Raw genomic sequence first — 25,550 nt, 5'->3', positions numbered from 1 at the left:
TCAGTGCCCCCGCTTGCTGATGCGATAGTTGTAAACGTTCATCGTCAGAGAAATCACCAGGCAGATCACACAATAGGTCGCCATCACCAGCACAATGCATTCGATAGCCTGCCCCGTCTGGTTCAACGTGGTGCCGCCGGTGGACGACACCAGTTCCATGAACCCAACCACGACGCCAAGCGATGAGTTCTTGACGATGTTCATGTAGGTGTTGGTTATTTGCGGGACCATGGCGTAAAGCGCTTGCGGTGCAATCAGCTGACGCATGGCGATGCCTCGCACAAAGCCCAGCGCCTTCGCTGCTTCGTACTGGCCTCGGTGCACCGCCTGGGTGGCGGCACGCACCGTTTCAGCGATGTAGCTGGCGCTGTAGAAAGAAAGCGCCAGCCACAGCGCCAGCAACTCCGGCACCAGGGTGGCACCGCCGTGAAACCCGAAGCCCTGGCGGGTCGGCACATCCCAGTGCAACGCGGTACCGCTGACCGCGTACACCAGCATGGGCAGCAATAACGCGCACGCCAGCACCCAGGGCCAGCGGCGTGGCGTAAAACCACGCCAGCGGGCACGGGCATCACGGCACTTGAAGGCGACGATAGCGGACAGTGCGCCCACGCCCATCAACACCAGGCCCCAGCCGACGGCTGCGCCCTGCTGCGGCCACGGCACCTGCAGGCCCGCGTTGCTCAGGAAAAACACGTCTGCCAGCGAGAACGCCTGGCGCACGCTGGGCAGTGCGAGCATCAATCCGTACCACCAGATCAGATGCACCACCAACGGCACGTTGCGCAGAAACTCGATACTCATCCCGCACAGGCGATTGACCAGCCAGTTTTCCGAAACCCGGCCAACGCCCAGCAGCACACCGATCAGCGTTGCCAGCACGATACTGATGACTGACACCAGCAAGGTATTCAGCAGGCCAACGAGATACGCCCGCCCATAGCTGTCGGAGGGCGCGTAGTCGATCAGTTGGAAACTGATGTCGTAGCCTGCCCGGTCCGTCAGAAAGCCGAAACCGGACGCAATGTTCAGGGCTTTGAGGTTGAGGCTTGCGTTGTGTGCCAGGCCATAAAACACCAGCACCACCAGCAGCAGCACGAGCCCCTGCTGCAGCGCACCCAGCAGGCGTGCACGGTTAAATCGTTGGGTCCACATGACTACATCCCGTTTCGTTGATTGAAGTCGGCCACTCAGCGGATCGGTGGCGCGTACAACAACCCGCCATCTTTCCAGAGGCGGTTCATTTCACGCGGGAAGTTCAAACCGGTTTGTGGGCCGAGATTACGGTCATAGATCTGCGCGTAGTTACCGACCTGTTTGATCGCCCGGTAGGCCCAATCGCTGTCCAGGCTGAACGCCTTGCCGACATTGCCGTCGGTGCCCAACAGACGCGCGACATCGGCTGACGCGGTTTTGTCCGCGTGCAGCTTATCGACGTTGTCGGAATCCACGCCCAGCTCTTCGGCCGTGATCAACGCATAGGCGGTCCAGGTCACGATGTTGCGCCACACGGCGTCGCCCTGCGCGACGTAAGCCCCCAGCGGCTCCTTGGAAATGACCTCGGGCAGCAGCGGGTAATCGTCAGGCTTGTTGAACAACGCGCGACGCGCCGCCAGGCCGGACATGTCATTGGTGATGGCATTGCACCGGCCCTTCTGGAAGGCGGCGAACAGTTCAGGGCTCTTCTCAATGACCACCGTGCGGAAGGTCAGGCCGCGCTTGCCGAAATAGTCTGCAAGGTTCTGCTCAGAGGTGGTGCCTGGCGACAGGCAAAAGGTCGCGCCTGCCAGGTCGGTGAGCTTGGCGATCTTGTCCTCGGCATGCGTCATGAAGCCTTGCCCGTCATAGAACCAGATCGCCGTAAAGTCGACGCCCAGGCTCGCCACGCGGTCCGCCGTCCATGAGGTGGAACGCGACAGCACGTCAATCTCGCCAGAGGCCAGCGCGGTGAAACGGTTTTTGCCGGTGGTGGCAATGAACTCCACCTTGTTCGCATCGCCCAGCACTGCAGCCGCGATGCCTCGGCAAAGGTCAGCATCCATGCCGGTCCATCGGCCCTGGTTATCGATGATCGAAAACCCCGGCTTGTCGCTGGCCACACCACAACGCAGGCTACCGTGAGCCTTTACGTTTTCCAGCACACCTGCCTGTGCCGTGCAGGCGCCGAACAGGATCAACGCCAGCGAGCACGTCTTGAGCAACGCGTTCAGACCATTCACTTTATGCATAACATTGCCCCAGGGCGGTAGTTGTTCTTATGATCGACGATGCACCCAAAGGGTCTTTGCAGGCTTGGGCTCATCAATACAATAACCAGCCATCGAAAGGTAACGTTAGCGCCGATTGATTCACTTTCCAGTTCGGCCTATCGACTATTGGAATAACTATGGATATTGAGTGGTACGAGGATTTCCTCGCATTGGCAGACACGGGGAAATTTACCGCCGCTGCGAGCATGCGTGGCTCATCGCAATCCGCCTTGAGTCGGCGCATCCAATTGCTGGAAACGCGCCTGGGCGCAGTCCTGATCGACCGTCGCAAGAATCCCATCCGCTTGACCGTCGCCGGCCAGGCCTTGCTGCCGAACGCCCTGGAACTGGTACGCCTGGCACGCGACTGTGAGCAGAGCGTGAAGATTCTCGATTGCCCGTTGAGCTTCGCATCGCTGCACACCCTGGCCTGCAATTTCTTTCCGGACTGGATCAGCCACGCAATGCCGCCAGGCGAGCGGGTGTTTACCCGCATCGACACCAGCTACCGCAGCACGGATGATTACTACATGGCCTTGCTGTCCGGCCGCTGCGACTTCATCCTGTTTTATCGGGAAGCTGAATCGCAGGCTTACGCCCAGCGTGAGGAGTTCGAAACACTGTCGCTGGGTCACGACGAGCTTTACTGGGTCGCCACGCCCCAACTGGCTGAGCATTGCACTCAGTCAGAGGGTCCGATTCCGTGGCTGACCTATTCGCGCAGCGCCCAATTGCACGAACTCTCGCGCACCCAGGTCAGTCGCCACCCGCAACCCGAACGCCTGCAACGGGTATTCGAAGCGACGGTGTCCGAGGCGCTCAAATCCATGGTCGCCAACGGCCACGGTGTCGCTTGCATGCCCCACACCATGGTCGCGGGGATGATTGAACAGGGCGAACTGGTCAGGCTGTATCCGCAAATGGAGCCTGACCACCTCGAGGTCATACTGGTGCGCTGGCTGGGTAACCGCAACACGCAGGCGCAAGCGTTATGGGCGCGTCTGGCGGGTACCTGATTGCAGATCGCGAAAGATGGCCAGACCAACCAAGTAGGGCACCGGGCGCGAAGCATTAACGGACATGATTGGTTTTTTATGACCTGAAACTGTAATCCTTGGCCCAGAGCTTGGCGTGCCTGACAGCCGAATCGGTGAGCGCCATCGTACAATCGCCGTCTAGCTTGAACAGAAGAGATTTTTACGGTTTTCAGAGAGGCAGGTCACACGAAAACGTGATTTACCAAGCGCCGGATTAATGCACTAAAAATGTACCAGGAAACCGTGGATGGTCGTGTTTTCGCGTGGAACTTACGGGAACGAAAAAAGAGGCCGAAGCCTCTTTTTTGGTTTCTAAGTACTTCGAAAGAAGTCTATAGAAAAATATTTGGAGCGGGAAACGAGACTCGAACTCGCGACCCCGACCTTGGCAAGGTCGTGCTCTACCAACTGAGCTATTCCCGCTTGGTGACGCGCATTCTATAGAATCCTCGGCGCTCGTCAACACCTTGATTCAAAAAAGTTTTATTTCTTTTCGACTGTCGTGCGCAGATGCGGCCAGGCAGCGCGCAGGTATTGGAGCATGGACCACAGGGTCAGACCGGCGGCGATCAGCAGCAAGGCGTAGCCTGTCAGCACCCAGAAGGAGAAGTCCGACGGGTTGGCCAGCAGAATGACCAGCGCAAGCATCTGCGCGGCGGTTTTCCACTTGCCCATGTTGGAAACGGCAACGTGAGCGCGGGCGCCGATTTCGGCCATCCACTCGCGCAGGGCCGAGACCACGATCTCGCGGCCAATGATGACCGCGGCCGGTAGGGTCAGCCACAGATTGCCGTGTTCCTGCACCAGCAATACCAGGGCAACAGCCACCATGAGCTTGTCGGCCACGGGGTCGAGGAACGCGCCGAACGGCGTGCTTTGCTCCAGTCGGCGGGCCAGGTAGCCGTCGAGCCAGTCGGTGGCGGCGGCGAAAGCGAACACGGAACTTGACGCTGCATAGCTCCATTCGTAGGGCAAATAGAACAACAGAATGAAAATCGGGATAAGCAGGACGCGTAGAACGGTGATCAGATTAGGGATATTCATCGGCACAACTGGCTACGAGGTGGAAAGGCATTCTATTCGCTGTGCAGGTTTGCATAAATCAGCTCAGCGAGCTTTTTACTGATACCGGGTGCTTTGGCTATTTCGTCAATGCTGGCACGGGACAGCTCCTGCAAGCCACCAAAATGTTTAAGCAGGTCGCGTCGGCGCGTCGGCCCTACCCCTGCCACCCCTTCCAGGGTTGAGGTTCGACGGGTTTTACCACGACGGGCGCGGTGGCCGGTAATGGCGAATCGGTGGGCTTCGTCGCGGATCTGTTGAATCAGGTGCAGCGCAGGTGAATCGCCCTTCAAGGTGAACTCATGGGCGGCGTCATTCAAGTACAACGTTTCGAAACCGGCCTTGCGTGTCGTCCCCTTGGCCACGCCGAGCAGGATCAGGTCCGGCACCGCCAGCTCATTGAGCACATCGCGGGCCATGGACAGCTGGCCCTTGCCGCCGTCCACCAGGAGGATATCGGGCAACTTGCCCTCGCCTTCCTTCAGTTTGCTGAAGCGGCGCATGAGAGCCTGGTGCATGGCCGCGTAGTCATCGCCGGCCGTCACGCCTTCAATGTTGTAGCGCCGATAATCGGATTTGATCGGCCCTTCCGGCCCGAACACCACGCAGGAGGCCACGGTGGCTTCGCCGCTGGAGTGACTGATGTCGTAGCATTCCAGACGCTGTGGTGGCTCCTCGAGCTTGAGCACTTCGGCCAGCGCGTCAAACCGTGCGGCAACGTGCTGCCGATTGGCAAGGCGCGCGCTGAGGGCCTGTTCGGCATTGGTCACGGCCAATTGCTGCCAGCGCGCACGGGTGCCGCGTACGCGGTGGCTGATGTCCAGCTCGCGGCCGCGCAACTCGTGAATCGCTTCGATGAGCGCGGGGAAGTCTTCGTGCACCACGTTGACGATCAGCTCCGAGGGCAGATCGCGCTCCGGGCTGCTCACGTAGTACTGGCCGAGAAACGCGGCCATGACTTCAGCCACTTCTTCGTCGATACCGGTCTGCGGGAAGAAATTCTTGCTGCCCAGCACCCGGCCGCCACGAACGTTGATCAGGTGCACACAGGCACCGCCGGGGTTGACGAAGGCGGCGATCACATCGACGTCACCGGTGCCACCTTCCATGCTTTGCTGATCCTGCACGCGACGCAACAGCGAGATCTGGTCGCGCAATTCGGCGGCCTTCTCGAAATCCAGGGTACTGGCCGCCTGCTCCATGGCGCCGGAGAGCTCATCGGTGAGGGCATTGCTGCGCCCTTCGAGGAACATCACCGAATGACGCACATCCTCGGCGTACTCCGCTGGCTCGACCAGGCCAACACAAGGCGCCTTGCAACGCTTGATCTGAAATTGCAGACACGGGCGAGTACGGTTTCTGTAGAAGCTGTCTTCGCACTGGCGCACAAAAAAAGTCTTTTGCAACAGGCTCAGGCTTTCGCGAATCGCGCCGGCGCTGGGATAGGGCCCGAAGTACTTGCCCTTCTGTTTCTTGGCCCCACGGTGAATGCTCAGGCGCGGAAAGGCGCCGTCGGATAAAAAGACGTAGGGGTAGGATTTATCGTCACGCAGCAGGATGTTGTAGGGCGGCCGCCATTCCTTGATCAGCGTCTGCTCAAGCAGCAGCGCCTCGGTTTCGTTGGCGGTAATGGTGGTTTCGACCTGGGCGATACGCGCCACCAGGGCGGCGGTCTTGGTCGCCAGGCCGGTCTTGCGAAAGTAGCTCGCCAGACGGTTCTTCAAGTTCTTGGCTTTGCCCACATACAGCAGGCGCGCCTCGCTGTCGAACATGCGGTACACGCCGGGGCGGCCACTGCAGGTCGAGAGGAAAGCACTGGGATCAAACGGCGTGGTCATGTCAGGCGCTGGCGTCCACCATGCCGTGACGCACCGCAAGCAGGGTCAATTCAACATCACTGCTGATGGCGAGCTTCTCGAAAATGCGATAACGGTAAGTGTTGACGGTCTTGGGTGAGAGGCACAGCTTGTCCGAAATCGTCTGCACCTTCTGGCAGCCGACGATCATGAGGGCAATCTGGATTTCCCGCTCCGACAGCGCATCGAACGGCGAATCACTGGTGGGCTGGAAAGACTTGATGGCCAACTGCTGGGCGATCTGCGGGCTGATATACCGCTGGCCGGCAAATACCAGGCGAATGGCCTGTACCATTTCTGCCAGGCCTGCGCCCTTGGTCAGGTAACCGGCGGCACCGGCCTGCAACAGGCGGGTCGGAAACGGGTCCTCCTCGCACACGGTAACCACCACGACCTTGATGTCCGGATGGCTGCGCAACAGTTTGGTCGTAGCCCCAAGCCCGCCGATGCCGGGCATCTTGACGTCCATCAACACCACATCGGGCTTCAACTCCCGGGCCTTGATCAGGGACTCTTCTCCTGATTCGGCCTGGCCGACTACTTGCAGGCCGTCGATGTCAGCCAGCATTCGTGTAATGCCTGTACGAACGAGATCATGGTCATCGACTACTAGCACCCTAATCAAGCAGACACCTCGCGAAATGGTCTTAATACATTGCCGAACACCTTAGCAAAAAACCAAGGCATAGACCTAGTTGCACGTGTCATATATGATTTTTTGGCGCCGCGCGCCTGTTCGTCGGATGACGAACGGCGCATTTTCTGGGTAACCCGTCAGGATTCCTGAGGCGGCTGTCTGGGTTTGCCGTTTACCGTAATAGAGTGCTCAGCCAAGGTCGAGGTCAGGCGGCGGATAGCATCCTGGTCCTCCTTGAACATGGCACGGTAATCACCCAGCACTTTCTCTTCGATCTGGCTCAGATTCTCCAGCTGAATCGGTGTGGCGTTGCCTGTGAGCACGTAAAGCACATCCACGCCTTTCTCGGCCACTCGAGACAGATAGTCGGCTTTAGGCGCCCGACCGCCGCTTTCATATTTGCCCTGTGCGTTGGCCTCCACGCCGCCATTTTCACCAAAAACTTTTTGCGACAGGCCAAGCCGCTCTCTTTCTTGCCTTAAACGCGAACCGATTCCACTCATTTGGATGTATGATCCTATTTTGCACACCCCAAGAGGTGACATATTCACTTCTTAGTTAAACAAACTTGAACGGTTTTGAACTATGCCCGGAATCCGCACTGCTGCACAAGCCAAGGCCTGGCTGGAACATCAAGGAAAGTCTGTGCAAGCGTTCGCCCGTGAACATGGCGTGGACCCGGCAACCACCTATCAAGTGCTCGCTGGGCGCAAAAAGGGGCGGCGTGGGGAGGCCCATAAGGTAGCGGTCCTTTTGGGCATGAAGGATGGGATCATCCTTGCTGAGGCTGAGAGCCAGAACGAAGATCAGGAATGTGGTTCCTGAGGCCAGTATGCGCTTATTAGGATTTGACGCATGGTTAGCTTGCGCGGCAAATCTGCTCCATTCGCCAGAAACAATTCTCTTCACCGACGATGCTCAAGCCCATGCGCTGATAAAGCCTGCGCGCCGGGTTGGTCTTGAACACGGTCAACCGCAACAGGCCTTGCGCCTGCGCTTTTAACGCCATCTGTTGCAGCACCCAGCTTCCCGCCCCCATTCCACGACAGCCCTCGATCATATGCAGCTCGCGGATATAGAGCGCCCGGCTGTCACGACTCAGGCTGATAAAGCCAAGGACATCGGCGTCCCGGCAAATCAACCAGTTTTCCCGATCCGCCCAGGCGCTGTCGAAGCCTCTGTCGGACCACAGCAAGCCGTACTGCTGGTAGTAATTGTTCATGGCTTCGTGGGTCAGCGTGCGGGCAAAAGCCAAGTCATGTTGCGTGGCTGCGCGAAGGTAAAAGGCCATTTACAGCGCCACCACCCGGCCAGTCCACTGGGCGCCATTGCGATGGGCAATTACCAGCGCCTCGCCAGCAACGGAAATGAATTGAGCAGCAGCAAGGGTCAGGACAGTCATGTTCGCATCCGATCAATCATCATCAACAGGCGACCAGCATATCGGCACTTACCCCATAGCGGTAAGTACCTCCGGGCAATAGAAATTACTGATTGAATCTGCCTGGGCGCCTCTAGTAAGCTCGGCACCATCATTTCGGAGAGCGACCATGCTACAACTCACTCACACTCAGGTTTGCCCTGCTGCCAGCGCACAGCGCTCGGTTGCGTCTGCCCGCGTGAACAGTTCGAGTGCGCTGGTCAGCTTTTATTTTGGGTATTGGTTCAGCCACTGGCGCGCCTGATACCTGAAATCGGCGCCCACTGTCCAAGGGGTCGCCTACCAGAGAAATCTAACCCCCGGTCGGCTCCCCGATCGGGGGTTTTGTTTTTTCAGCCCTCACCACTTTGCACATACACACAAGGAATCAAGCCATGAACTACGCCACTTATTACCGTTACGACACGTGCACTGCCTGGCGATTTAGCCAGCTCCGCTCGGGACAGCCTGCCGCCTCCGATCGGTCACCCGCTGGTGGCAAATCCACACACGTAGCCAACCCGGCCAATTGTCGAACACCCCAGTAGGCCAAGTGCGCGGGAATAGCCCGCCGCTTGCCCAGGAAGCCCTGAATATGAATTCCTCCGTCGCCGCCCTGCCCCTCCACGCCTTGACCTGCGCCAATGAAGCCCTGACCCGGCGCCTGCCCAGCGCACTGGAACTCAAGCACCGGTTGCCCCTCAGCCCGTTCCTGAATGAACAGATCCACGCCCATCGCCAAGCCGTGCGCGCCATCCTCAATGGCGAAGACTCACGCTTGCTGGTGATTGTCGGCCCGTGTTCGATCCACGACCCGGCATCGGCCATGGAATACGCCCGCAACCTGAAGAAGCTGGCACTGGACGTCAGTGACCAGATGCTGCTGGTGATCCGCGCCTACGTCGAGAAACCCCGCACCACCATTGGCTGGAAAGGCCTGGCCTACGATCCGCACCTGGACGGCAGCGACGATATGGCCGCCGGCCTCACGCTGTCGCGCGAGCTGATGCGCGAGATGCTGCGCCTGGGCCTGCCGGTCGCGACCGAGTTGCTGCAGCCCATGGCGGCCGGCTACTTCGATGACCTGCTCAGTTGGGTCGCGATTGGCGCACGCACCACCGAATCGCAGATCCACCGCGAAATGGCCAGCGGCCTGGGCATGCCCGTGGGCTTCAAGAATGGCACCGACGGCGGCGTCGCCATTGCCTGTGACGCGATGCGCTCGGCCGCCCACCCCCATCGCCACTTCGGTGTCGACAGCCAGGGCCACCCGGCGATCATCCAGACCCCGGGAAACCCCGACACCCACCTGGTGCTGCGCGGCGGTCACCGCGGGCCAAATTACGATGCGCAGAATGTGGAACAGGTAAAGCGAGACCTCGCCAACGCCAAGGTGGCCGCACGCGTCATGGTCGATTGCAGCCATGCCAACAGCGGCAAGGATCCGCTGCGTCAGCCGGCCGTGTTCAACGAGGTGCTGGAGCAACGCTTGCAGGGCGACACGTCGCTGATCGGCATGATGCTCGAAAGCCACCTGTTCGAAGGCTGCCAGCCGCTGAGCGCGTCGATGAAATACGGCGTGTCGGTGACCGACGGCTGCCTGGGCTGGACCGCCACCGAGCAATTGCTGCGCAGTGCGGCCGAACGCTTGCGCGCGCCCCGCCCACTCGCCTGACCGATAAAGCTCAACGTGTGGGAGGGGCTTGCTCCCGATAGCGAGGTGTCAGCCGGCACATGTATTGCTGACGCACCGTCATCGGGAGCAAGCCCCTCCCACTGTTGATCGAGTCGCCCCGCTATTCGTGCCACTCGGTCAACAGTCCTTTGCGGATTCAGCGGTTTTTCCAACGGAACGACGCATGGATACTCGACTCCATTGTTCACACCCGTTCAGGAGCATCCGATGTCCATCCCAACGCAAAAAGTCCCCGCCTTCGGCCTTGGCACCTTCCGTTTGAAAGGCCAGGTGGTGATCGACTCCGTCAGCACCGGTCTGGAACTGGGCTATCGCGCCATCGACACGGCGCAGATCTACGAGAACGAAGCCGAGGTTGGCCAGGCGGTTGTCGACAGTGGCGTGCCGCGTGACGAGCTGTTCATCACCAGCAAAATCTGGGTCGCCAATTTCGCCCAGGGCCAGTTGATTCCCAGCCTGCAGGAGAGCCTGCGCAAGCTCAAAACCGATTACCTGGACCTGACGCTGATTCACTGGCCGTCACCGGAAAACCAGGTGCCCGTCGCCGAGTTCATGGGCCAGTTACTCGAAGCCAAGCGCCTGGGCCTGACGCGTCAGATCGGCATCTCCAACTTCACGGTCGGCCTGATGAAACAAGCGATTGCCGCCGTTGGCGCGGAAAATATCGCCACCAACCAGATCGAGTTGCACCCCTACCTGCAAAACCGCAAGGTGGTGGAATTCGCCCACGCCAACGATATCCAGATAACCTCGTACATGACCCTGGCCTATGGCGAAGTGCTCAACGACCCGGTACTCAAGCAAATCGCCGAACGCCATCAAGCCACTGCGGCGCAAGTAGCGCTGGCCTGGGCCATGCAACTGGGCCACGCGGTGATTCCGTCGTCGACCCAACGCGCCAACCTTGCGAGCAACCTGAGAGCCCTGCAACTGACCTTGAGCGCGGACGACATGGCGCACATTGCCAGCCTGGAACGCGGCCATCGGTTGACCAGCCCCAAGAGTATCGCACCGCAGTGGGATTGAACTCAGGCGGCCGGCTTGCGGGACAACTCCCGCAGCCACGGTAAAACCCGCAGACCCCTGGAGGCTCCGGGCGGGTCAATGATGTCCATGAAGTGTTCCAGATTGACCGTGTCCGGCACGCCGGGCAAACGTACCAGCAACGTCGGCGTTGCGCCGGCGGGTGCTGCCAGGTCCAGGTGGTCGTACACCAACACATGACGGGCCTGGGGCTGTGGCCCACTCGCCTGGGCCGCCAGCCCCGCATTGATGATCAATACATCGAAGGGCTCGGCAGGAATCGCCGTCAGGATCTGGACTTCTTCGAAGGTTTGCACCGGCAGGATGCGGTGATACCCCAACTGATTGAGCATTTTCTCGATGTGCAGTCGTTGCAGGTGCTGTTCATCGGCAATCAGGATGGTCAGTGCTTTGTTCGGCATGTCGGGTACCTGCGCAGGCGGAGCTCGTCGGTGAGCAGGGCCCATTTTCCAGACATATCCCGCAGACAAAATCAGGCTTGTTCCCCCTTCGCGTAGGACTTGTCCCAAACTTACCGAATGGCCATAAAGCACAGTCAAGGCTGGTTGCAATAAGCATTCAAGCCGTGATGCACATCGTCAATCGCCACACCTACCGCCTCTACCGCCGCAACCAGTGCATCGCGTTCCTGGCGCAGACAAGCCTCCTCCAGCGTGTCGCAACACGCGACCAGCACCTGAGCCCTGACCATGCGCGCCCCGCCTTTGACGCGGTGAGCCAGATCATGCAACGCGTGAAAGTCGAGCTCATTGTGCAACGTCGAAAGCAGCACGCGGTCAGCCTGCAGGCTGTCGAGCAACGGCGCCAGCAGTTCAAGCAGCGCGGCGCGATCATCCCCGGTCAGCGAGACCAGGGCGCCCAGATCAACTACAACGGCGGGGCCCGCAACAGGCGATTGATCGGTGAGCGCGGCCAACGCCGACCGCAAGTCTTCCAGGCCCGCCGGCTTGAACAGGCAACCGTCCATGCCGGACTCGCGACAGCGTTCGGTTTCTTCAGGTTGCGCATTGGCGGTAAAACCCAGCAGCAGGCAGGGCTCCCGGCCATGCTCGCGTTCATACGCGCGAATATCACGGGCCAATGCGTAGCCGTTCTTGAGCGGCATGTTGCAATCGGTAATCACCACGTCCGGCAGCGCGGCTTTCCATAGCTCGAACCCCTGATCACCCTCCTCGGCAGTCTTGATCCGATGCCCCAGAAAGCTCAATTGACGGGCCAGCAGCACGCGGTTGGCCGGATAGTCATCCACCACCAGGATGTCCAGTGCCCTAACCGGTTGCACACGCGCAACCGGCGCCGGATGCTCGGTGGGTAACCGCGCGGTGCGGGCCAGCGTCATGACCACGTCCACCCGCGAGCCCTTGCCGAGCACGCTGCTCAGGTGCAGTTCGCCGCCCATCATTTCACATAGGTTGCGGCTGATGACCAGCCCCAGCCCCGACCCGCTCCGCGCTGGCTGCTCGCTGTTGCTGCCCTGAATAAACGGGTTGAACAAACGCTGCTGGTCCTGGGCACTGATGCCGATCCCGGTGTCTTCAACCCATAACGTGAACGCCAGAGCGTCGTCATCAAAAGCCGAAGACGCGCGCCCCCCCAACCGCACTTGGCCCTGAGCAGTAAACTTGATCGCGTTGCTCAGCAGGTTGGAGACCACCTGCTTGAACCGCAACGGATCAACCAGCACCGCGCAATCCATCAACGGATCCAGTTCCACCAGCAGCGCCAGGCCCTTGGAGCGCGCAAGACCTTCGAACACCCGCGCCACCGACAGCAGCAGCTCATGCAAATTGGCGGGCTCCTGCGCCAGCGAAAGGTGGCCGGACTCGATCCTGGCAATGTCCAGAATATCGCCGATCAACTCCAGCATGCCGCGTGATGCCACCGACGCCACCTGCAGGGCGTCGCGGTCGGGGCGGCCCTGCTCGGCGTTCGCCAGGGCCAGCTCGATCATGCCGATCACCGCGTTCATGGGCGTGCGAATCTCGTGGCTCATGGTCGCCAGGAACGTGGTCTTGGCACGGTTGGCGGCGTCTGCGTCTTCCTTGGCCTCCTGCAACTGGCCGAGCAACCGTTGCCGTTCGCTCACATCCACCCAGCCGGCAATCATGCCCACCACATTGTCATCGCCGTCGCGGTACGGCAGCATCCATTGGTAAATAGTCAGGACTTTGTTACCCGGCACCTTGAGGATTCTGTCTTGAATCTGCGGCACGCCGCTGTTCATCAGGCGCATGTAGTCCTCATGGAACAGTTGCGCCTGAGGCGGATTGCCGGTGTCGGTTTCCATGGCGGTCTTGCCGATCACCTCTTCAAGCCTGAAGCCGAACACGTCGAGGTACGCGTTATTGCACGCCATCAACCGCCCCTGGCGATCACGCACGTAAATCGGGTGCGGCGTGCCGTCGATCAGTACGCTCATAAAGCGCATCTGATCGCTCAAGGCCCGCTCGGCGTGCACGCGCTTGCGGATGAGGCTGCGCAGATAAATGGCCCAGCCCAGGGTCATCACCAACAACAGCGCGGCCAAACCGAACCCCTGCATGATCACGTTACGATGGCGCAGCCAGTAACTGTCCTCGATGATGACCTCATTGCGCCAGTGGCTGATGATTTCATCCATTTCCTGCGGCGTGATGCTCAGCAGTGCCTTGTCGAGGATCGAAAACAGCTCCAACTGGCTGCGATTGACCCCGAAGGCGATACGCACAGGATCCGAGCCGATCGTGCTGCTGACGCGCAGAATATCGCGATAAGAGCGGGCGATCATAAAGCGCGCACTGAGCAGCGAGTTGACCGCGCCCTCTGCGCCGCCATTGGCCACCAGCGCCAGCGCCTGTTCCGGATTTTCGACGTCCACGAACCGGATCCCCGGGAAATTCTGCGCAATCGTATCGTGCAGACCACTGCCACCGATCAGCGCCAGGCGTTTACCCACCATGTCCTCCAACGTAAGCGGGCTGCGCTCTTCGCCACGGGTCACCAGCACCAGCGGGTTGGTCAGGTAGGGCCGTGTGAAACGAACTTTTTCGGCACCCTCGACACTGGGCGTCACCACCGCCAGCATATCCGCACCGCCCGCGCTCACCTGGTCGATCTGGCGCGGGATCGAGCGGCCTGGCACCGCATCGAATTTCAGACCAGTGCGCAGGCTGATACGGGACAGCAACTCGGCGCTCAACCCTTCGAATTGCCCCTGGTCATCGATCAGAGACAGCGGCATGAACTTGTCGGGTACCGCAATTTTGATCCGTGGATGTTTCTCCAGCCAACGCTGCTCACTGGCACTCAATTGCAAGCGCTCGGCCCCGGCAATCCCCAGATTGCCGCCACTCCAACGGCGCAGAATCTCCATGTGTTCACTGGCCGGCACCGCCGCCAGCGCAGCGTTGATAATCGGCAGCAACTGCTTGTTGTCCCGCTTCAGGGCGAAGCCAAACGGACTGACTTCCAGGGTGGAAAAATCAACCATGCGCACGTTGTTCAGGTGGTTACGGTTGATCAGGTAATTGGTGCTGATGGCATCCCCCAGATACACATCGGCGCGACCAAACGCCACTGCGCCGATTGCCTCGAACGTCGAGGAAAACAGCTCCAACCGCGCATCGGGGTAAAAACCGCGCACCATCTCGGGTGGCAAGTAGTGATAAAGCATCGCCACACGCTTTCCCGCAAGGTCGTTGGTCAGCGCCAGGCTCTCACCCGTGCGGGTGACCAAGGTCGGCTGGTCGTTGGCGTAGGCGCGCGACATCACCAGTTGCGGGTCTGCGGCTTCATAGCCATTGGCGGAACCGATGAAGTCCACGGCGTCCTGCTTGAGGGCTTCGATCACTTCATCGCGGGTTTCGTAGGATCGGACCTCGATGGTCACATTCAGGGCCTGGCTGATCAGCGCTGCAAAATCAGCGGTGATGCCCTGGAACTCACCGTTGTTGTTTGTCAGGTCAAAAGGGGCGTAATCGGGGGCGGAAATCCCCATCAGCAACGTGCGCCGCTCACGCAGCCAGCGCCAGTCGGACTCCTTCAATACCGGAGATGGACCATGAAAACTCGAATGCGCCAATAAACGCAGGGAGGATGGTTCGTCAACGGCCGTCGCCACCATCGGCAGCCAGCCTGTCAGTAGGGCCATGATGAAAAGGCAAGTCTTGACGAACCTCATGGGCAGTCAAATCAGGTGATTGCGCTGGGCAAATTTTGCGATGTGCACCACCGAAGACATGCGCAGCTTCTCCTTGAGACGCGTCTTGTAGGTGCTGATCGTCTTGTGGCTGAGCAGCATCTGCTCGGCAATCTGATTATTGCCAAGCCCCAGCGCGAGCATGCGCAACACTTCCAGCTCGCGATCCGACAGCGACTCCACCAATTGCAGCTCGGTGGATTGCAAGTCATCACGCCGTACCGAGCTGCTCGGCAAACTGGGAAAACAGCTGTAATTGGACATTACCGCCTTGATCGCCTTCTGCAGCTCGTCCAACTCACCGGTCTTGGCCACAAACCCCATGGCGCCAGCACGCATGCAGCGAGCAGAAAAAAACTCAGCAAGGGATGCGGTCAGCACCAACATCTTGCAGGGCAAGCCCAATGCCTTGACCCGACTGATCACTTCCAGCCCGCCCAGTTTCGGAATGGCCAGGTCGAGAATCATCAAGTCCGGGCGACCTTCCCGAGCCTTCTGTACCGCGTCCGCGCCATTACCCGCTTCATCGATCTCGGTGAACCCTTCCTGCTTGAGCAGAAACCGGACGGTTTGGCGGATAAACGGGTGATCATCGACGATTAACGCTTTACTCATAACACTCCCCTGAGACGCAAGTACACTCACACATCACACGGGACGCAGGTACCTGTGAGAAATGACAGTTCCGACTGGCGGCACTGCGCTTGCTCAACACCGGGTCAAACCTGGTCCCTTCGATTGAAAGCATTTTCGGATAGGCACAGCCGAATCTTCGCCGCCGGATAGCAGCTAGGGCGCAACCTTAGCAACGTAATAACGCCTGAACCGAAGGGATATTCCTGACCAGGCGTAGGACTTATCCTCGCAACGCCTGAAGATCCGGCATCCTGGACGCGTATTGCGCGCGCCTTGTCAGTCGGTGGTACTCGGGCTCCAGAACGCCTGCACCACCAGGGTGGAGCCGGAAATACGCGCCACCAGCGCGTCCAGCTCGTCGCCGTCCACCGATGTCGCGGCCAGGGTGGCCTCGATCTCCACCTCCTCGCTGCCGAACGGCCGCACATCAATGTCACTGGCCGGGTAGTTGCAGCGCGCCAGCTCGGCTTCCAGCAGCACCATCACCGCCTGTTGCTGGCTGCGTCGCGCGATCACATAGAGGATGTTGGTCACCTCGGCGGACACCACGTCCAACGGCTGGCGGTTGATGTTATTGACGATCGGGCGCAGCAAGGTATTGGCTGCCAGCACGAACAGGGTTCCCAACAGCGCTTCCAGGATCAGGTCGGCGCCGGCACAGGCGCCCACCGCTGCCGAGCCCCACAGCGTGGCCGCCGTGTTGAGCCCGCGCACATTGCCTTCTTCGCGCATGATCACACCAGCCCCAAGAAAGCCGATGCCGGAAACCACATAGGCAACTACCCGCACCGCACCCTCCGCGCCGCCAAGACGGCTGGCCATGTCGACAAAAATCGCCGCGCCCACCGCCACCAGCACGTTGGTACGCAGGCCCGCCGTGCGCTGGCGGTACTGGCGCTCGAAGCCGATCAGGCCGCCGAAGATAAACGCCGCCGTGAGGCTGACCAGGGTGTCGATCAGCGAGTCGAGGTTGATGTTATGGATTGCCTGCATAAAAAAATCTCCCTGTCTGCAGCCATTGATTAAAACGACCCTGCCCCTGTGAGAGCTGGCTCCCACAGGGGCAGGCAGAGTTGCCAATAAAGTCTTACTGCCAGCCAAATTTACGGATGTAGTAGCCCTTCACCGCCTGGGTCAGCGCCATGTATGCCAGCAGAATCACCGGCAGGAACACGAAGTACAGCGACGGCAGCGCCTGCAGCTTGAAGTAATGCGCCAGCGGCCCCATCGGCAGAAAAATCCCCACCGCCATGATCACGCCGGTCATCACCATCAACGGCATCGCCGCGCGGCTTTGCAGGAACGGAATTTTCGGGGTGCGGATCATGTGCACGATCAGCGTCTGGGTCAGCAGCCCCACCACAAACCAGCCGGACTGGAACAGGGTCTGGTGGTCCGGAGTATTGGCATCGAACACGTACCACATGAGGGCGAACGTGGTGATGTCGAAAATCGAACTGATCGGCCCGAAGAACAGCATGAAGCGCCCCACGTCCCCCGGCTGCCAGCGTTGCGGCTTGGCGAGCATCTCCTCGTCGACGTTATCGAACGGAATCGCGATCTGCGAAATGTCATACAGCAGGTTCTGCACCAGCAGGTGCATCGGCAGCATCGGCAAAAACGGAATAAACGCACTGGCCACCAACACCGAGAACACGTTGCCGAAGTTGGAACTGGCGGTCATCTTGATGTACTTGAGCATGTTGGCGAAGGTACGACGGCCTTCAAGCACGCCCTCCTCGAGGATCATCAGGCTCTTTTCCAGCAGGATGATGTCGGCCGCTTCCTTGGCGATATCCACCGCGCTGTCCACCGAAATTCCGATATCGGCGGTACGCAGCGCCGGTGCGTCATTGATGCCGTCGCCCATGAACCCGACCACATGCCCGTTGGCCTTGAGCAGGCGCACGATGCGCTCCTTGTGGCTGGGTGTGAGCCTGGCGAACACATTGGTGGTTTCCACCGCCTTGGCCAGCTCGGCGTCGCTCATGTCTTCGATGTCATTGCCCATCAGCAAGCCTTGCTGTTCCAGGCCCACTTCGCGGCAGATTTTGGCGGTCACCAGTTCGTTGTCGCCGGTGAGTACATTGACTGCGACACCGTGAGCCTTGAGCGCCTTCAGCGCCGGCGCGGTGCTTTCCTTGGGCGGATCGAGGAACGCGACATAGCCAATCAGCGTCAGGTTGTTTTCATCCGCCAGGCTGTAGGTATCGCGACCCGGCGCCATCGGTTGCGCGGCCACCGCCACCACGCGCAGGCCTTCTTCGTTGAACGCTGCAGTGACCTGGCGAATACGCGCCAGCAACTCGTCGGTCAGCTCCTCGTTGACGTCACCGTGACGCACGCTGGTGCACACCGACAGGATTTCTTCCACGGCGCCCTTGCAGATCAACAGGTGCGGCAAGCCTTGCTCGGCGACCACCACCGACATGCGTCGGCGATTGAAGTCGAACGGAATCTCATCGACCTTGTGGAAGGCCGTGCCCACGTTCAACTCACGGTGCACGTCGACGTGCTCCAGCACCGCCACGTCCAGCAGGTTTTTCAGGCCGGTCTGGTAGTAGCTGTTGAGGTAGGCCATTTCCAGTACGTCGTCCGAATCCTGGCCCCACACGTCGACATGGCGCGCCAGGAAAATCTTGTCCTGGGTCAGCGTGCCGGTCTTGTCGGTGCACAGCACGTCCATGGCGCCGAAGTTCTGGATCGCGTCCAGGCGCTTGACGATGACCTTTTTGCGCGACAGAAACACCGCCCCCTTGGCCAGGGTGGAGGTGACGATCATCGGCAGCATTTCCGGGGTCAGGCCCACGGCAATCGACAGCGCAAACAATAGCGCTTCGGTCCAGTCGCCCTTGGTAAAACCATTGATGAACAGCACCGCCGGCGCCATCACGAACATGAAGCGGATCAGCAGCCAGCTGACCTTGTTCACGCCATGCTGGAACGAGGTGGTGGCGCGGTCGGTGGCCGTCACGCGTTGGGCCAGCGCGCCGAAATAGGTGCTGTTGCCGGTGGCCAGGATCACTGCGGTGGCAGCGCCGGACACCACGTTGGTGCCCATGAACAGGATGTTTTCCAGGTCCAGCGGGTTGCGCGTGGCGGCGTCCTGCTGCTGCACGAATTTCTCCACCGGCATCGATTCACCCGTCATGGCCGCCTGGCTGACGAACAGGTCCTTGGCCGTGAGCACGCGGCAGTCCGCCGGGATCATGTCGCCGGCCGACAACACAATCAGATCGCCCGGCACCAGTTGCTTGATCGGCAGTTCAATGCGCTTGGGGGCGTCTCGGCGCAGCACGGTCGCAGTATTGCTCACCATCGCTTTCAGCGCATCGGCAGCCTTGTTCGACTTGGCTTCCTGCCAGAAGCGCAGCAGGGTCGAGAGCACCACCATGGAGAAAATCACCGTGGCGGCTTTCATGTCCTCGGTCAGCCACGAGATCACTGCCAGCAGGGTCAGCAGCAGGTTGAACGGGTTCTTGTAGCAGTGCCACAGGTGCACCCACCATGGCAGCGGCTGCTCATGCTCAACTTCATTGAGGCCGTACTGCACGCGCAGGGCGTCGGCGTCCTGGGTGCTCAGGCCCTCGGCATGGCTGCCCAGCGTGCCGAGCAATTGCCCGGCATTACTGTTGGCGGCGGCCACCAGGGTTTGCGCCAACGTCGGCGGCACTTCACGGCTGACGCTGGCGTCGGTCACGGTTTCGAGCATGGCCAGGCGGCGAAAATGCCGGGCGATATGGCGGGTCCGCAGAAAGCCTGCGAAGAACTCTTTGAGCAGCGTGAGTTTCATGGTGTTACTCCTGCGCGAGGTAAAAACCCGTCGTGCAGGTACTGCCCTCTGCACCGCGCCCGTTTCACAGGCACAGACAGATTTGGCCCGCCTGCCGTTACAGGCAGGCGCGTCCGTAGCCTCCCGAGGTAATCGGGTGGCTGGTCAGCGTCGATGAGAGAGGATCGAGGCAGGGCCAGGACTGGCCGCTACCGGGATGCCGCTTCTCGCTTTTCTGGCGAGACAACGGCATCGAAAAGAATGCGCGTTACCTTGCCAAGTACGTGCCGGTTACCGAGACCGGCCGACAACTGTCGCTCGAACAAGTACCCACTGAGGGTCTCCGCTATTGATGAAAACGCGCGAAGCTTACGCCCCGGTGCCGGCAGAGTAAACCGTGGGAAAGTGTCGAAATGGTGAATACGAAAATTCTTCAGGGTGGGTTCAGGAAACCGTTTCCCGGCGCCACCGAAGATCAAATGTGGGAGGTTTCCGAGAGGATCCCAAGCAGCCTCAATAGCCTCAAACATTGGCGACACCTACGCGAGAACACGATATTCCCTATCCAACAATCACTCCCGGCTTATTCCCGTCTATCAGCACCCGCGTTCACCCTGTCAGCAGCTACTCAAAACTGAACAGGGAATATCAGGATGACCATCGGCTCCAACTTCAATTACCCGGCAGACATCGCCTCGCAGTCCCCTCGAAAAAAACGCTCAGCAGATAACAAGTGGCAAGCAACATTCCCAGGCCCGCCGGATTTATGCTTTGACTACCGCACGCTGGTGGAACAGGAAAACGGTGTTGCTCAAGCAACGGATACCCACCATAAAATCTGCATCATTGGTGCAGGCATCACCGGCCTGACAACCGCACGCGAATTGCATCGATGCGGCTTTAAAAATATCACGCTGATTGAAAAGTCGCAGCGCATCGGCGGCAGACACCTCACCGCCTTTGGGAAAAACAACACGCGCACCTATGGTCGCCCCCCTTTTGAAATGGGGGCAATGAGAATGCCATTCTTCAACACATCAGCTGAACACCCTAAAGAGGGCCGCTCGCTCATGGCCTATTACGCTGATGCATTCGAATTAGTGCATTCAGACTTCCCCAATCCGGGCAGCCCTACAGTTCGATCAACGGGCATCTACCTCAGGGAAGGCAGCGTAGAGGGAAATGACGAGCCGACCCTGCTTGTATGGAAGAACACCGATGGAAAAACACCGCCTCCCGGAACAGCCTTAAGCACGGTTTTTGCGAAATGGAAAATATTCGCTGAACGCATGACATTAAAAGTGTCCGAGCATTATGGCGCTGAACGCTGGGATGACATGTGGGCAGCCATTGTCAAAAAATATGAAGGTATTTCATTCAGGGATTTGGTGAAAATGCCCGCCATCGATACATGGACACACGATGACCCCGGCAATTTTGGCGGGATGGGCATGAACGCTCAGGAGTCGGCAATTTTTTATGCCATAGGTATTGGTGATGGTAGTTGGGGAGCGTTTTACGACGTCTGTTCGCTTTATCCACTTCGCACCGCAATATTCGGTTTCAGCAGTCATTTACAGTTGATCCATGGCCGCGTGAATGAAGACGGCACACCGAAAGATTCACCCTACTTGAATGCCCTGGAGACCCTCGATTCAAGAGGCCTGCCGTTCAGCAAACCCAGTTACATCGGCCTTGGTTCTTTGGCAGAGTCACTGCTATTCATAAAGCCTGACGAGACCCGGCAATCGCTATACGAACATTTGGTTGGGCATCGGCACGGGTTACTGACCAGTCGCTCAGTAACAAAACTAAAAAAGTTGAACAGCGGAAAAATACGGGTTTACTACGATTGGAACAGCGCCGATCCAGAGGGGGCAAAAAAAGAGTTTATCGACGCTGACTCCGTCGTCATGACCCTACCCTCCTGGCTAATAGAAACGCAGATATCACTCGAAAATTTCGATCAGAAAATGCTTCCCTTCGAAATAGTATCAGCCTACAAAACGGCCCACTGGGAAACCAGCTGCAAGGTTTATGCGCCGCTAAAAAAATCGTTTCTCTCGCATAACACGACGATCCCGCAAACCATCGTAACGGACAGCCTGATACACGACGTATACACTTACCGCTATAACAACAACCACACGTACGACTGCATTCTACTCAGCTACACCTGGGAAGATGACGCCACGAAACTGGTGTTCTTCAGCGATGAAGAGCTGGTCGAAAAATGCATAGATGAGCTGGACAGAATTCTTCTGAAATCGACCAACATAAATCAGAAGATCTCGCCCTATATAGCGCGCGAACAGGCTGTCGTTCAACGATGGATGAATGACAAAAACTCACTGGGCTGCGCAAAACTTTATCGCGCGGGCACTTACTACGATGCGGTAAGCCTGATGAAGTACAACAGGGATTACTCACATGCTTCAGGGCTTTACCTATGCGGCGAGTCGTTTTCGGTTGACGCTGGCTGGACGGAGCCGTGCTTCAGGGGAGCAATAGATACCGTGATCAACATCTGCGCAAAGACACAGGCATCCTTCAACGGTGGCTTTACCCTGCGCGATTATCCAGAGTATCGGGTTGAGCGTTGAATCGAAAGAAACAGGCCACAACTCAATAGGAATTATCTGACTTTTATATAAACACATTGTCGCCTCTTATAAACGCCCAGCCATTCCGGCTGTATAAAAACAAGAGGCGACACTCATGACCGAAGCAGCAAGCCCCGCCCGCGTAGCCGTGATTCAGCTTGACCCCCAGGTCGGCACCGCCAACCGCGCCAACAACCTGCGTCAGACCCTGACCCTGGCCACCGAAGCCGCGAACGGCGGCGCCAACCTGATCGTGCTGCCAGAGCTGTCCAATTGTGGCTATTACTTCACCAGTCGCCAGGACGCGTTCGATCACGCCGAGGCAGTCCCGGAGGGAGCCAGTGTCAGGGCCTGGATGGATTTTGCCAGCCGACATCAGGTGTATCTGGTCGCTGGGTTGAGCGAAATAGACGGTACGCAGCTGTTCAATACGGCAGTGCTGCTTGGCCCGGATGGGTTCATCGGTAAATACCGCAAAGCCCATTTATGGAACAGGGAAAAGCTGTGGTTCACCCCGGGCGACACGGGTTTTCCCGTTTTTGAAACGCCCATCGGACGCATCGGTTTGCTGATCTGCTGGGACATCTGGTTTCCGGAAGTGCCGCGGATTCTAAGCCAGCAAGGCGCCGATATCATTTGCAGCCTGAACAACTGGGTGTGGACTCCGCCGCCGCTGTTCGATGAGGCGGGCAAATGCATGGCGTCCTACCTGACGATGACGGCCGCCCATGTCAATAACGTGTTTATCGCGGCCGCCAGTCGCATTGGCGAAGAGCGCGACGCCCGTTACCTCGGCTGCTCGCTGATTGCCGGCACCAATGGCTGGCCTATCGGTACCATCGCCTCGGCCAATCGCCAGGAAATACTGTTTGCCGACATCGACATCACCAGCGCCCGCAGCGCGCCGATCTGGAACAGCCTCAATGACCTGCAGCGCGACCGACGCTGCGATCTCTACGATCAGATGCTCGGGTATGCCCAACACCCTGCCCTTCCACGCTGATCGGAGGGCACAGCATGGAGATGTTATCAAGCAAGTCCAAGGCGGCGCGCTCAAGGGCCGACACAGTGGCGCTCAGCCTGTTTCTCATCAGTGCATTGCTGGTGCTGTGGATTGCCATCCGCCACGGCGGCTCCTGGCCAGGCTACAGCGACATGACGCAAAGCCTTCCCCATCCCATTGCCTGGCTCCGCTGGGTACTGGGAGACATCAGTGAAGTCGCTTTCTACAAGCATGAACTGGCCTCCCTTGGCCTGCTGGCCGGTGCGTACCTGGCCTGGTGGGCAAGTACGCGCAATAAGGCCTGGCAAGGCTTTTCGATTTGCTACGGCAGCGGAGTATGGCCCTGGCTGGTGACCAGCTCACTGCTCGGGCTGCTGCTGAGCAATCTGCTCTGGGGCTGGAGCGTCACTGCGCAGACATGGCAACCGACATTCGCAGCGTTTGTGTCATTACCAGCCGCCATGGTGCTGATGTTCGGCGGCGGCTGGAAAGTGGCGATCAATGGGGCGGTACTGGGCGCATTACTGGTAACGCCGATGTGCCTGTTGATCGTGAACTTCGTGTGCGTGCCGCTGGGCCTGCCCGTGGTGATCGGCAACGTGCTGGGCATGGCGCTGGGCAGCGTCGTGGCCTTTGTACTCTGCCGTCACGTGCCCTCGTTGGTGCGCTCGGATTACCTCGCGCCCACCCGGCCAGCCCCTGTCAAACCGCCCACCTACGGCGTAGTCTGGAGCGCGCGCAGGGTGTTGGCGGACTTTTCCGAAGCGCCGTTTTTTGGCAATGAATGGGCCAGCCTCGGGCTGATTGCAGGCGTTTTGCTGGCCTATGCACTGAACCCCGCCAGCCCGGCCTATGGCTCAGGCCTGGTCCTGCCACTGCTTGGCGCACAAGCCCTGACATCGGCGTTGGGTGTGCTGATCTGGAGGCAACAGTGGATCAAGCGCGGCTGGTTCCCCACGTATGTGCCGCTGGTATCGGTCGTGCCTGCCGCCGTGTTGAGCCTTGGTGGCAGCTGGATGGTCGTGGGCTCAAGCGCGCTGTTGGGTGCGCTGATCGCACCCCCATTGGCCTGTGCGATAGCGGCGCGATTGCCGGCACATTTTCATCCCTATATTGGCAATGTGATTTCAATGGCACTGAGTACGCTTCTGGTAGTGCGCTGGTGGGCTGGTTAAACGAAATGTAAAGACAGCACCACCGAATCCGGCAGCAACCGGAGACCTCTGTGGCGAGCGGGCTTGCCCCGCGTTGGGGGGGGCAAGCCCCCCTTCCAGAACGGGATACTGCGCATCGGCTGGATTTGGGGCTGCTGCGCAGCCCAACGCGGGGCAAGCCTGCTCGCCACAACCGCAATCACAGCCATAACACTGACCTCAATCCTCGCGCGTCAACACTTCCAGCAACTCGATCTCAAAGCGCAGGTTGCTGTTGGGCTTGATGTGCGCGCCCATCGACCGCTCGCCATATGCCAGGTGCCGATCACGCACTGGAACGGCTTGCCCCGCTCCCAGGACGAATCGAACACCGTGCCGTCTTCCAGGGTGCCGGTGTATTGAGTGGTGATCAGCGCGCCCTTGACCACGGCTTTGCCGGTGCCCGTTCGCGTGTCGATGATCTGCAGTGAGTCTTTGTTCATAGCGGCCTTATTGACGAATACGGTGACTAGTGCGCCAGCACCGGGAACAATCAGGTGATCACCCTACAACCACCGCCAGAACCGGCTCCACCAGCCCCGCCCCAGATCATCCTTGCAACCGGCATACTGGCGCGCATACATCTGCGAACGCGCCTGCACCTTGCCCGCCACCGGCAGCAGCCAGGGTTTGCCGGCGTAGGTGCGCTGGCGATAACCGCCCCAGCCTTCGTGGTAGTTCAGGTATTGGCCGTAGGCGTCGTATTTGTAGACACCGTTGATGGTGTAGGTCTTGTCCATGTACCAGCCGACGAAGTCGATGGCATCGTCGAAGTCCTCACGATCGGCGCCGCTGCGACCGGTGCTTTTGCGGTAGTCGTTCCACACTTCATCCTTGGCCTGGGCGTAGCCGGACGCAGTGGAGACGCGGCCCCAGGGGATGATCCATAGCAGGTATTTGCGCGGGGTCCTGGCGTCGTGGCGAAAGCCCGACTCCTGATACATGATGGCGAACGGTACTTCGATGGGCACGCCCCAGCGCTTTTGCGTGACCTTCGCGGCGTCGTACCAGTCGTCCTTTTCGCGGAAGATGGCACACAGGTCGTTGGGACTGCGCGGCGGCGAGGTGCCGCACGCGGCCAGTAGGGAAGTGAGGACCAACAGTCCGACAGCTTTGCCTGCGCTCAAGGGGCACCTTTGCGTGATATGCGAAAGGCGCCCATTTT

At 59.3% G+C, this 25,550-nt stretch carries 19 protein-coding genes, 1 tRNA gene and 2 pseudogenes; 7 read left to right on the top strand and 15 right to left on the bottom strand.

The genetic code is table 11. From position 1 onward, the window contains the following. Both TU79_RS17160 and TU79_RS17155 read right to left on the bottom strand, forming a co-directional pair. The gene (locus TU79_RS17160) at positions 1-1,155 is read right to left on the bottom strand and encodes an amino acid ABC transporter permease (RefSeq protein WP_057009090.1); all 1,155 of its coding nucleotides are present in this window, start codon (positions 1,153-1,155) and stop codon (positions 1-3) included. A gap of 35 nt (positions 1,156-1,190) precedes the next feature. Further along, the gene (locus TU79_RS17155; RefSeq protein WP_057009089.1) at positions 1,191-2,228 is read right to left on the bottom strand and encodes an amino acid ABC transporter substrate-binding protein; all 1,038 of its coding nucleotides are present in this window, start codon (positions 2,226-2,228) and stop codon (positions 1,191-1,193) included. 158 nt (positions 2,229-2,386) lie between these two features. Between TU79_RS17155 and TU79_RS17150 the strand changes: the two genes are divergently transcribed. Continuing rightward, positions 2,387-3,265, top strand: coding sequence for a LysR family transcriptional regulator (locus tag TU79_RS17150; protein WP_057009088.1), 879 nt, complete (start codon positions 2,387-2,389; stop codon positions 3,263-3,265). Positions 3,266-3,633: 368 nt separating this feature from the next. Here TU79_RS17150 and TU79_RS17145 read toward each other — a convergent pair. From TU79_RS17145 to TU79_RS17125, 5 genes are all read right to left on the bottom strand, one after another. Beyond that, a tRNA-Gly gene (locus TU79_RS17145) sits at positions 3,634-3,709 on the bottom strand. A gap of 60 nt (positions 3,710-3,769) precedes the next feature. Further along, a complete protein-coding gene (pgsA, locus tag TU79_RS17140) occupies positions 3,770-4,330 on the bottom strand; it encodes a CDP-diacylglycerol--glycerol-3-phosphate 3-phosphatidyltransferase (protein WP_003232771.1) in 561 nt (186 codons plus the stop codon). Between the two features lie 32 nt (positions 4,331-4,362). Beyond that, the gene (gene uvrC / locus TU79_RS17135; protein WP_057009087.1) at positions 4,363-6,186 is read right to left on the bottom strand and encodes an excinuclease ABC subunit UvrC; all 1,824 of its coding nucleotides are present in this window, start codon (positions 6,184-6,186) and stop codon (positions 4,363-4,365) included. Position 6,187: 1 nt separating this feature from the next. Further along, positions 6,188-6,829: a response regulator transcription factor GacA gene (gacA, locus tag TU79_RS17130; protein ID WP_003190387.1), complete on the bottom strand. Its 642-nt coding sequence runs from the start codon at positions 6,827-6,829 to the stop codon at positions 6,188-6,190. A 149-nt stretch (positions 6,830-6,978) separates the two neighbouring features. Then, the gene (locus TU79_RS17125) at positions 6,979-7,344 is read right to left on the bottom strand and encodes a helix-turn-helix domain-containing protein (protein WP_057009086.1); all 366 of its coding nucleotides are present in this window, start codon (positions 7,342-7,344) and stop codon (positions 6,979-6,981) included. 82 nt (positions 7,345-7,426) lie between these two features. Here TU79_RS17125 and TU79_RS17120 point away from each other — a divergent pair, with 82 nt between their 5' ends. Then, complete coding sequence (locus tag TU79_RS17120) at positions 7,427-7,666, top strand: DNA-binding protein (protein WP_057009085.1); 240 nt, start codon at positions 7,427-7,429, stop codon at positions 7,664-7,666. Between the two features lie 34 nt (positions 7,667-7,700). Here the strand turns inward: TU79_RS17120 and TU79_RS17115 are convergent, their stop codons facing one another. Further along, entirely contained in the window at positions 7,701-8,132 is a 432-nt protein-coding gene (locus TU79_RS17115; RefSeq protein ID WP_057009084.1) for a GNAT family N-acetyltransferase, read from the bottom strand. A 724-nt stretch (positions 8,133-8,856) separates the two neighbouring features. On the opposite strand from TU79_RS17115, the gene TU79_RS17110 reads away from it, so the two are divergent. Together TU79_RS17110 and dkgB are read left to right on the top strand one after the other, a co-directional pair. Continuing rightward, positions 8,857-9,936 carry a 3-deoxy-7-phosphoheptulonate synthase gene (locus tag TU79_RS17110; RefSeq protein WP_057009083.1) on the top strand — a complete coding sequence of 360 codons (1,080 nt, stop codon included), beginning with the start codon at positions 8,857-8,859 and terminating at the stop codon, positions 9,934-9,936. A gap of 228 nt (positions 9,937-10,164) precedes the next feature. Then, positions 10,165-10,983, top strand: coding sequence for a 2,5-didehydrogluconate reductase DkgB (dkgB, locus tag TU79_RS17105; RefSeq protein WP_057009082.1), 819 nt, complete (start codon positions 10,165-10,167; stop codon positions 10,981-10,983). A 2-nt stretch (positions 10,984-10,985) separates the two neighbouring features. Here dkgB and TU79_RS17100 read toward each other — a convergent pair whose 3' ends face one another. From TU79_RS17100 to mgtA, 5 genes are all read right to left on the bottom strand, one after another. Next, the gene (locus tag TU79_RS17100) at positions 10,986-11,402 is read right to left on the bottom strand and encodes an ANTAR domain-containing protein (protein ID WP_057009081.1); all 417 of its coding nucleotides are present in this window, start codon (positions 11,400-11,402) and stop codon (positions 10,986-10,988) included. Between the two features lie 134 nt (positions 11,403-11,536). Continuing rightward, positions 11,537-15,130, bottom strand: coding sequence for a transporter substrate-binding domain-containing protein (locus TU79_RS17095; RefSeq protein WP_057009080.1), 3,594 nt, complete (start codon positions 15,128-15,130; stop codon positions 11,537-11,539). A 36-nt stretch (positions 15,131-15,166) separates the two neighbouring features. Further along, a complete protein-coding gene (locus TU79_RS17090; protein WP_057009079.1) occupies positions 15,167-15,793 on the bottom strand; it encodes a response regulator transcription factor in 627 nt (208 codons plus the stop codon). A 297-nt stretch (positions 15,794-16,090) separates the two neighbouring features. Next, positions 16,091-16,807 (bottom strand): MgtC/SapB family protein, encoded by a 717-nt coding sequence (locus TU79_RS17085; protein ID WP_057009078.1) that lies wholly within the window; start codon positions 16,805-16,807, stop codon positions 16,091-16,093. Between the two features lie 94 nt (positions 16,808-16,901). Beyond that, entirely contained in the window at positions 16,902-19,607 is a 2,706-nt protein-coding gene (mgtA, locus tag TU79_RS17080) for a magnesium-translocating P-type ATPase (protein WP_057009077.1), read from the bottom strand. A gap of 632 nt (positions 19,608-20,239) precedes the next feature. On the opposite strand from mgtA, the gene TU79_RS17070 reads away from it, so the two are divergent. From TU79_RS17070 to TU79_RS17060, 3 genes and pseudogenes are all read left to right on the top strand, one after another. Next, complete coding sequence (locus tag TU79_RS17070) at positions 20,240-22,189, top strand: flavin monoamine oxidase family protein (RefSeq protein WP_057009075.1); 1,950 nt, start codon at positions 20,240-20,242, stop codon at positions 22,187-22,189. A gap of 115 nt (positions 22,190-22,304) precedes the next feature. Beyond that, positions 22,305-23,192 (top strand): nitrilase family protein, encoded by an 888-nt coding sequence (locus TU79_RS17065; protein WP_057009074.1) that lies wholly within the window; start codon positions 22,305-22,307, stop codon positions 23,190-23,192. A gap of 14 nt (positions 23,193-23,206) precedes the next feature. Next, positions 23,207-24,378: pseudogene (locus tag TU79_RS17060) on the top strand (hypothetical protein). A 187-nt stretch (positions 24,379-24,565) separates the two neighbouring features. Here the strand turns inward: TU79_RS17060 and TU79_RS17050 are convergent. Then, positions 24,566-24,828: pseudogene (locus TU79_RS17050) on the bottom strand (FKBP-type peptidyl-prolyl cis-trans isomerase). Positions 24,829-24,891: 63 nt separating this feature from the next. Further along, on the bottom strand, positions 24,892-25,512 hold the full coding sequence (locus tag TU79_RS17045; RefSeq protein WP_057009071.1) for a transglycosylase SLT domain-containing protein: 621 nt from the start codon (positions 25,510-25,512) through the stop codon (positions 24,892-24,894). Positions 25,513-25,550: the final 38 nt, after the last annotated feature.

It is taken from the genome of Pseudomonas trivialis (assembly GCF_001439805.1).
Lineage (GTDB): Bacteria > Pseudomonadota > Gammaproteobacteria > Pseudomonadales > Pseudomonadaceae > Aquipseudomonas > Aquipseudomonas trivialis.
This window is presented reverse-complemented; position numbering and strand designations above follow the sequence as displayed.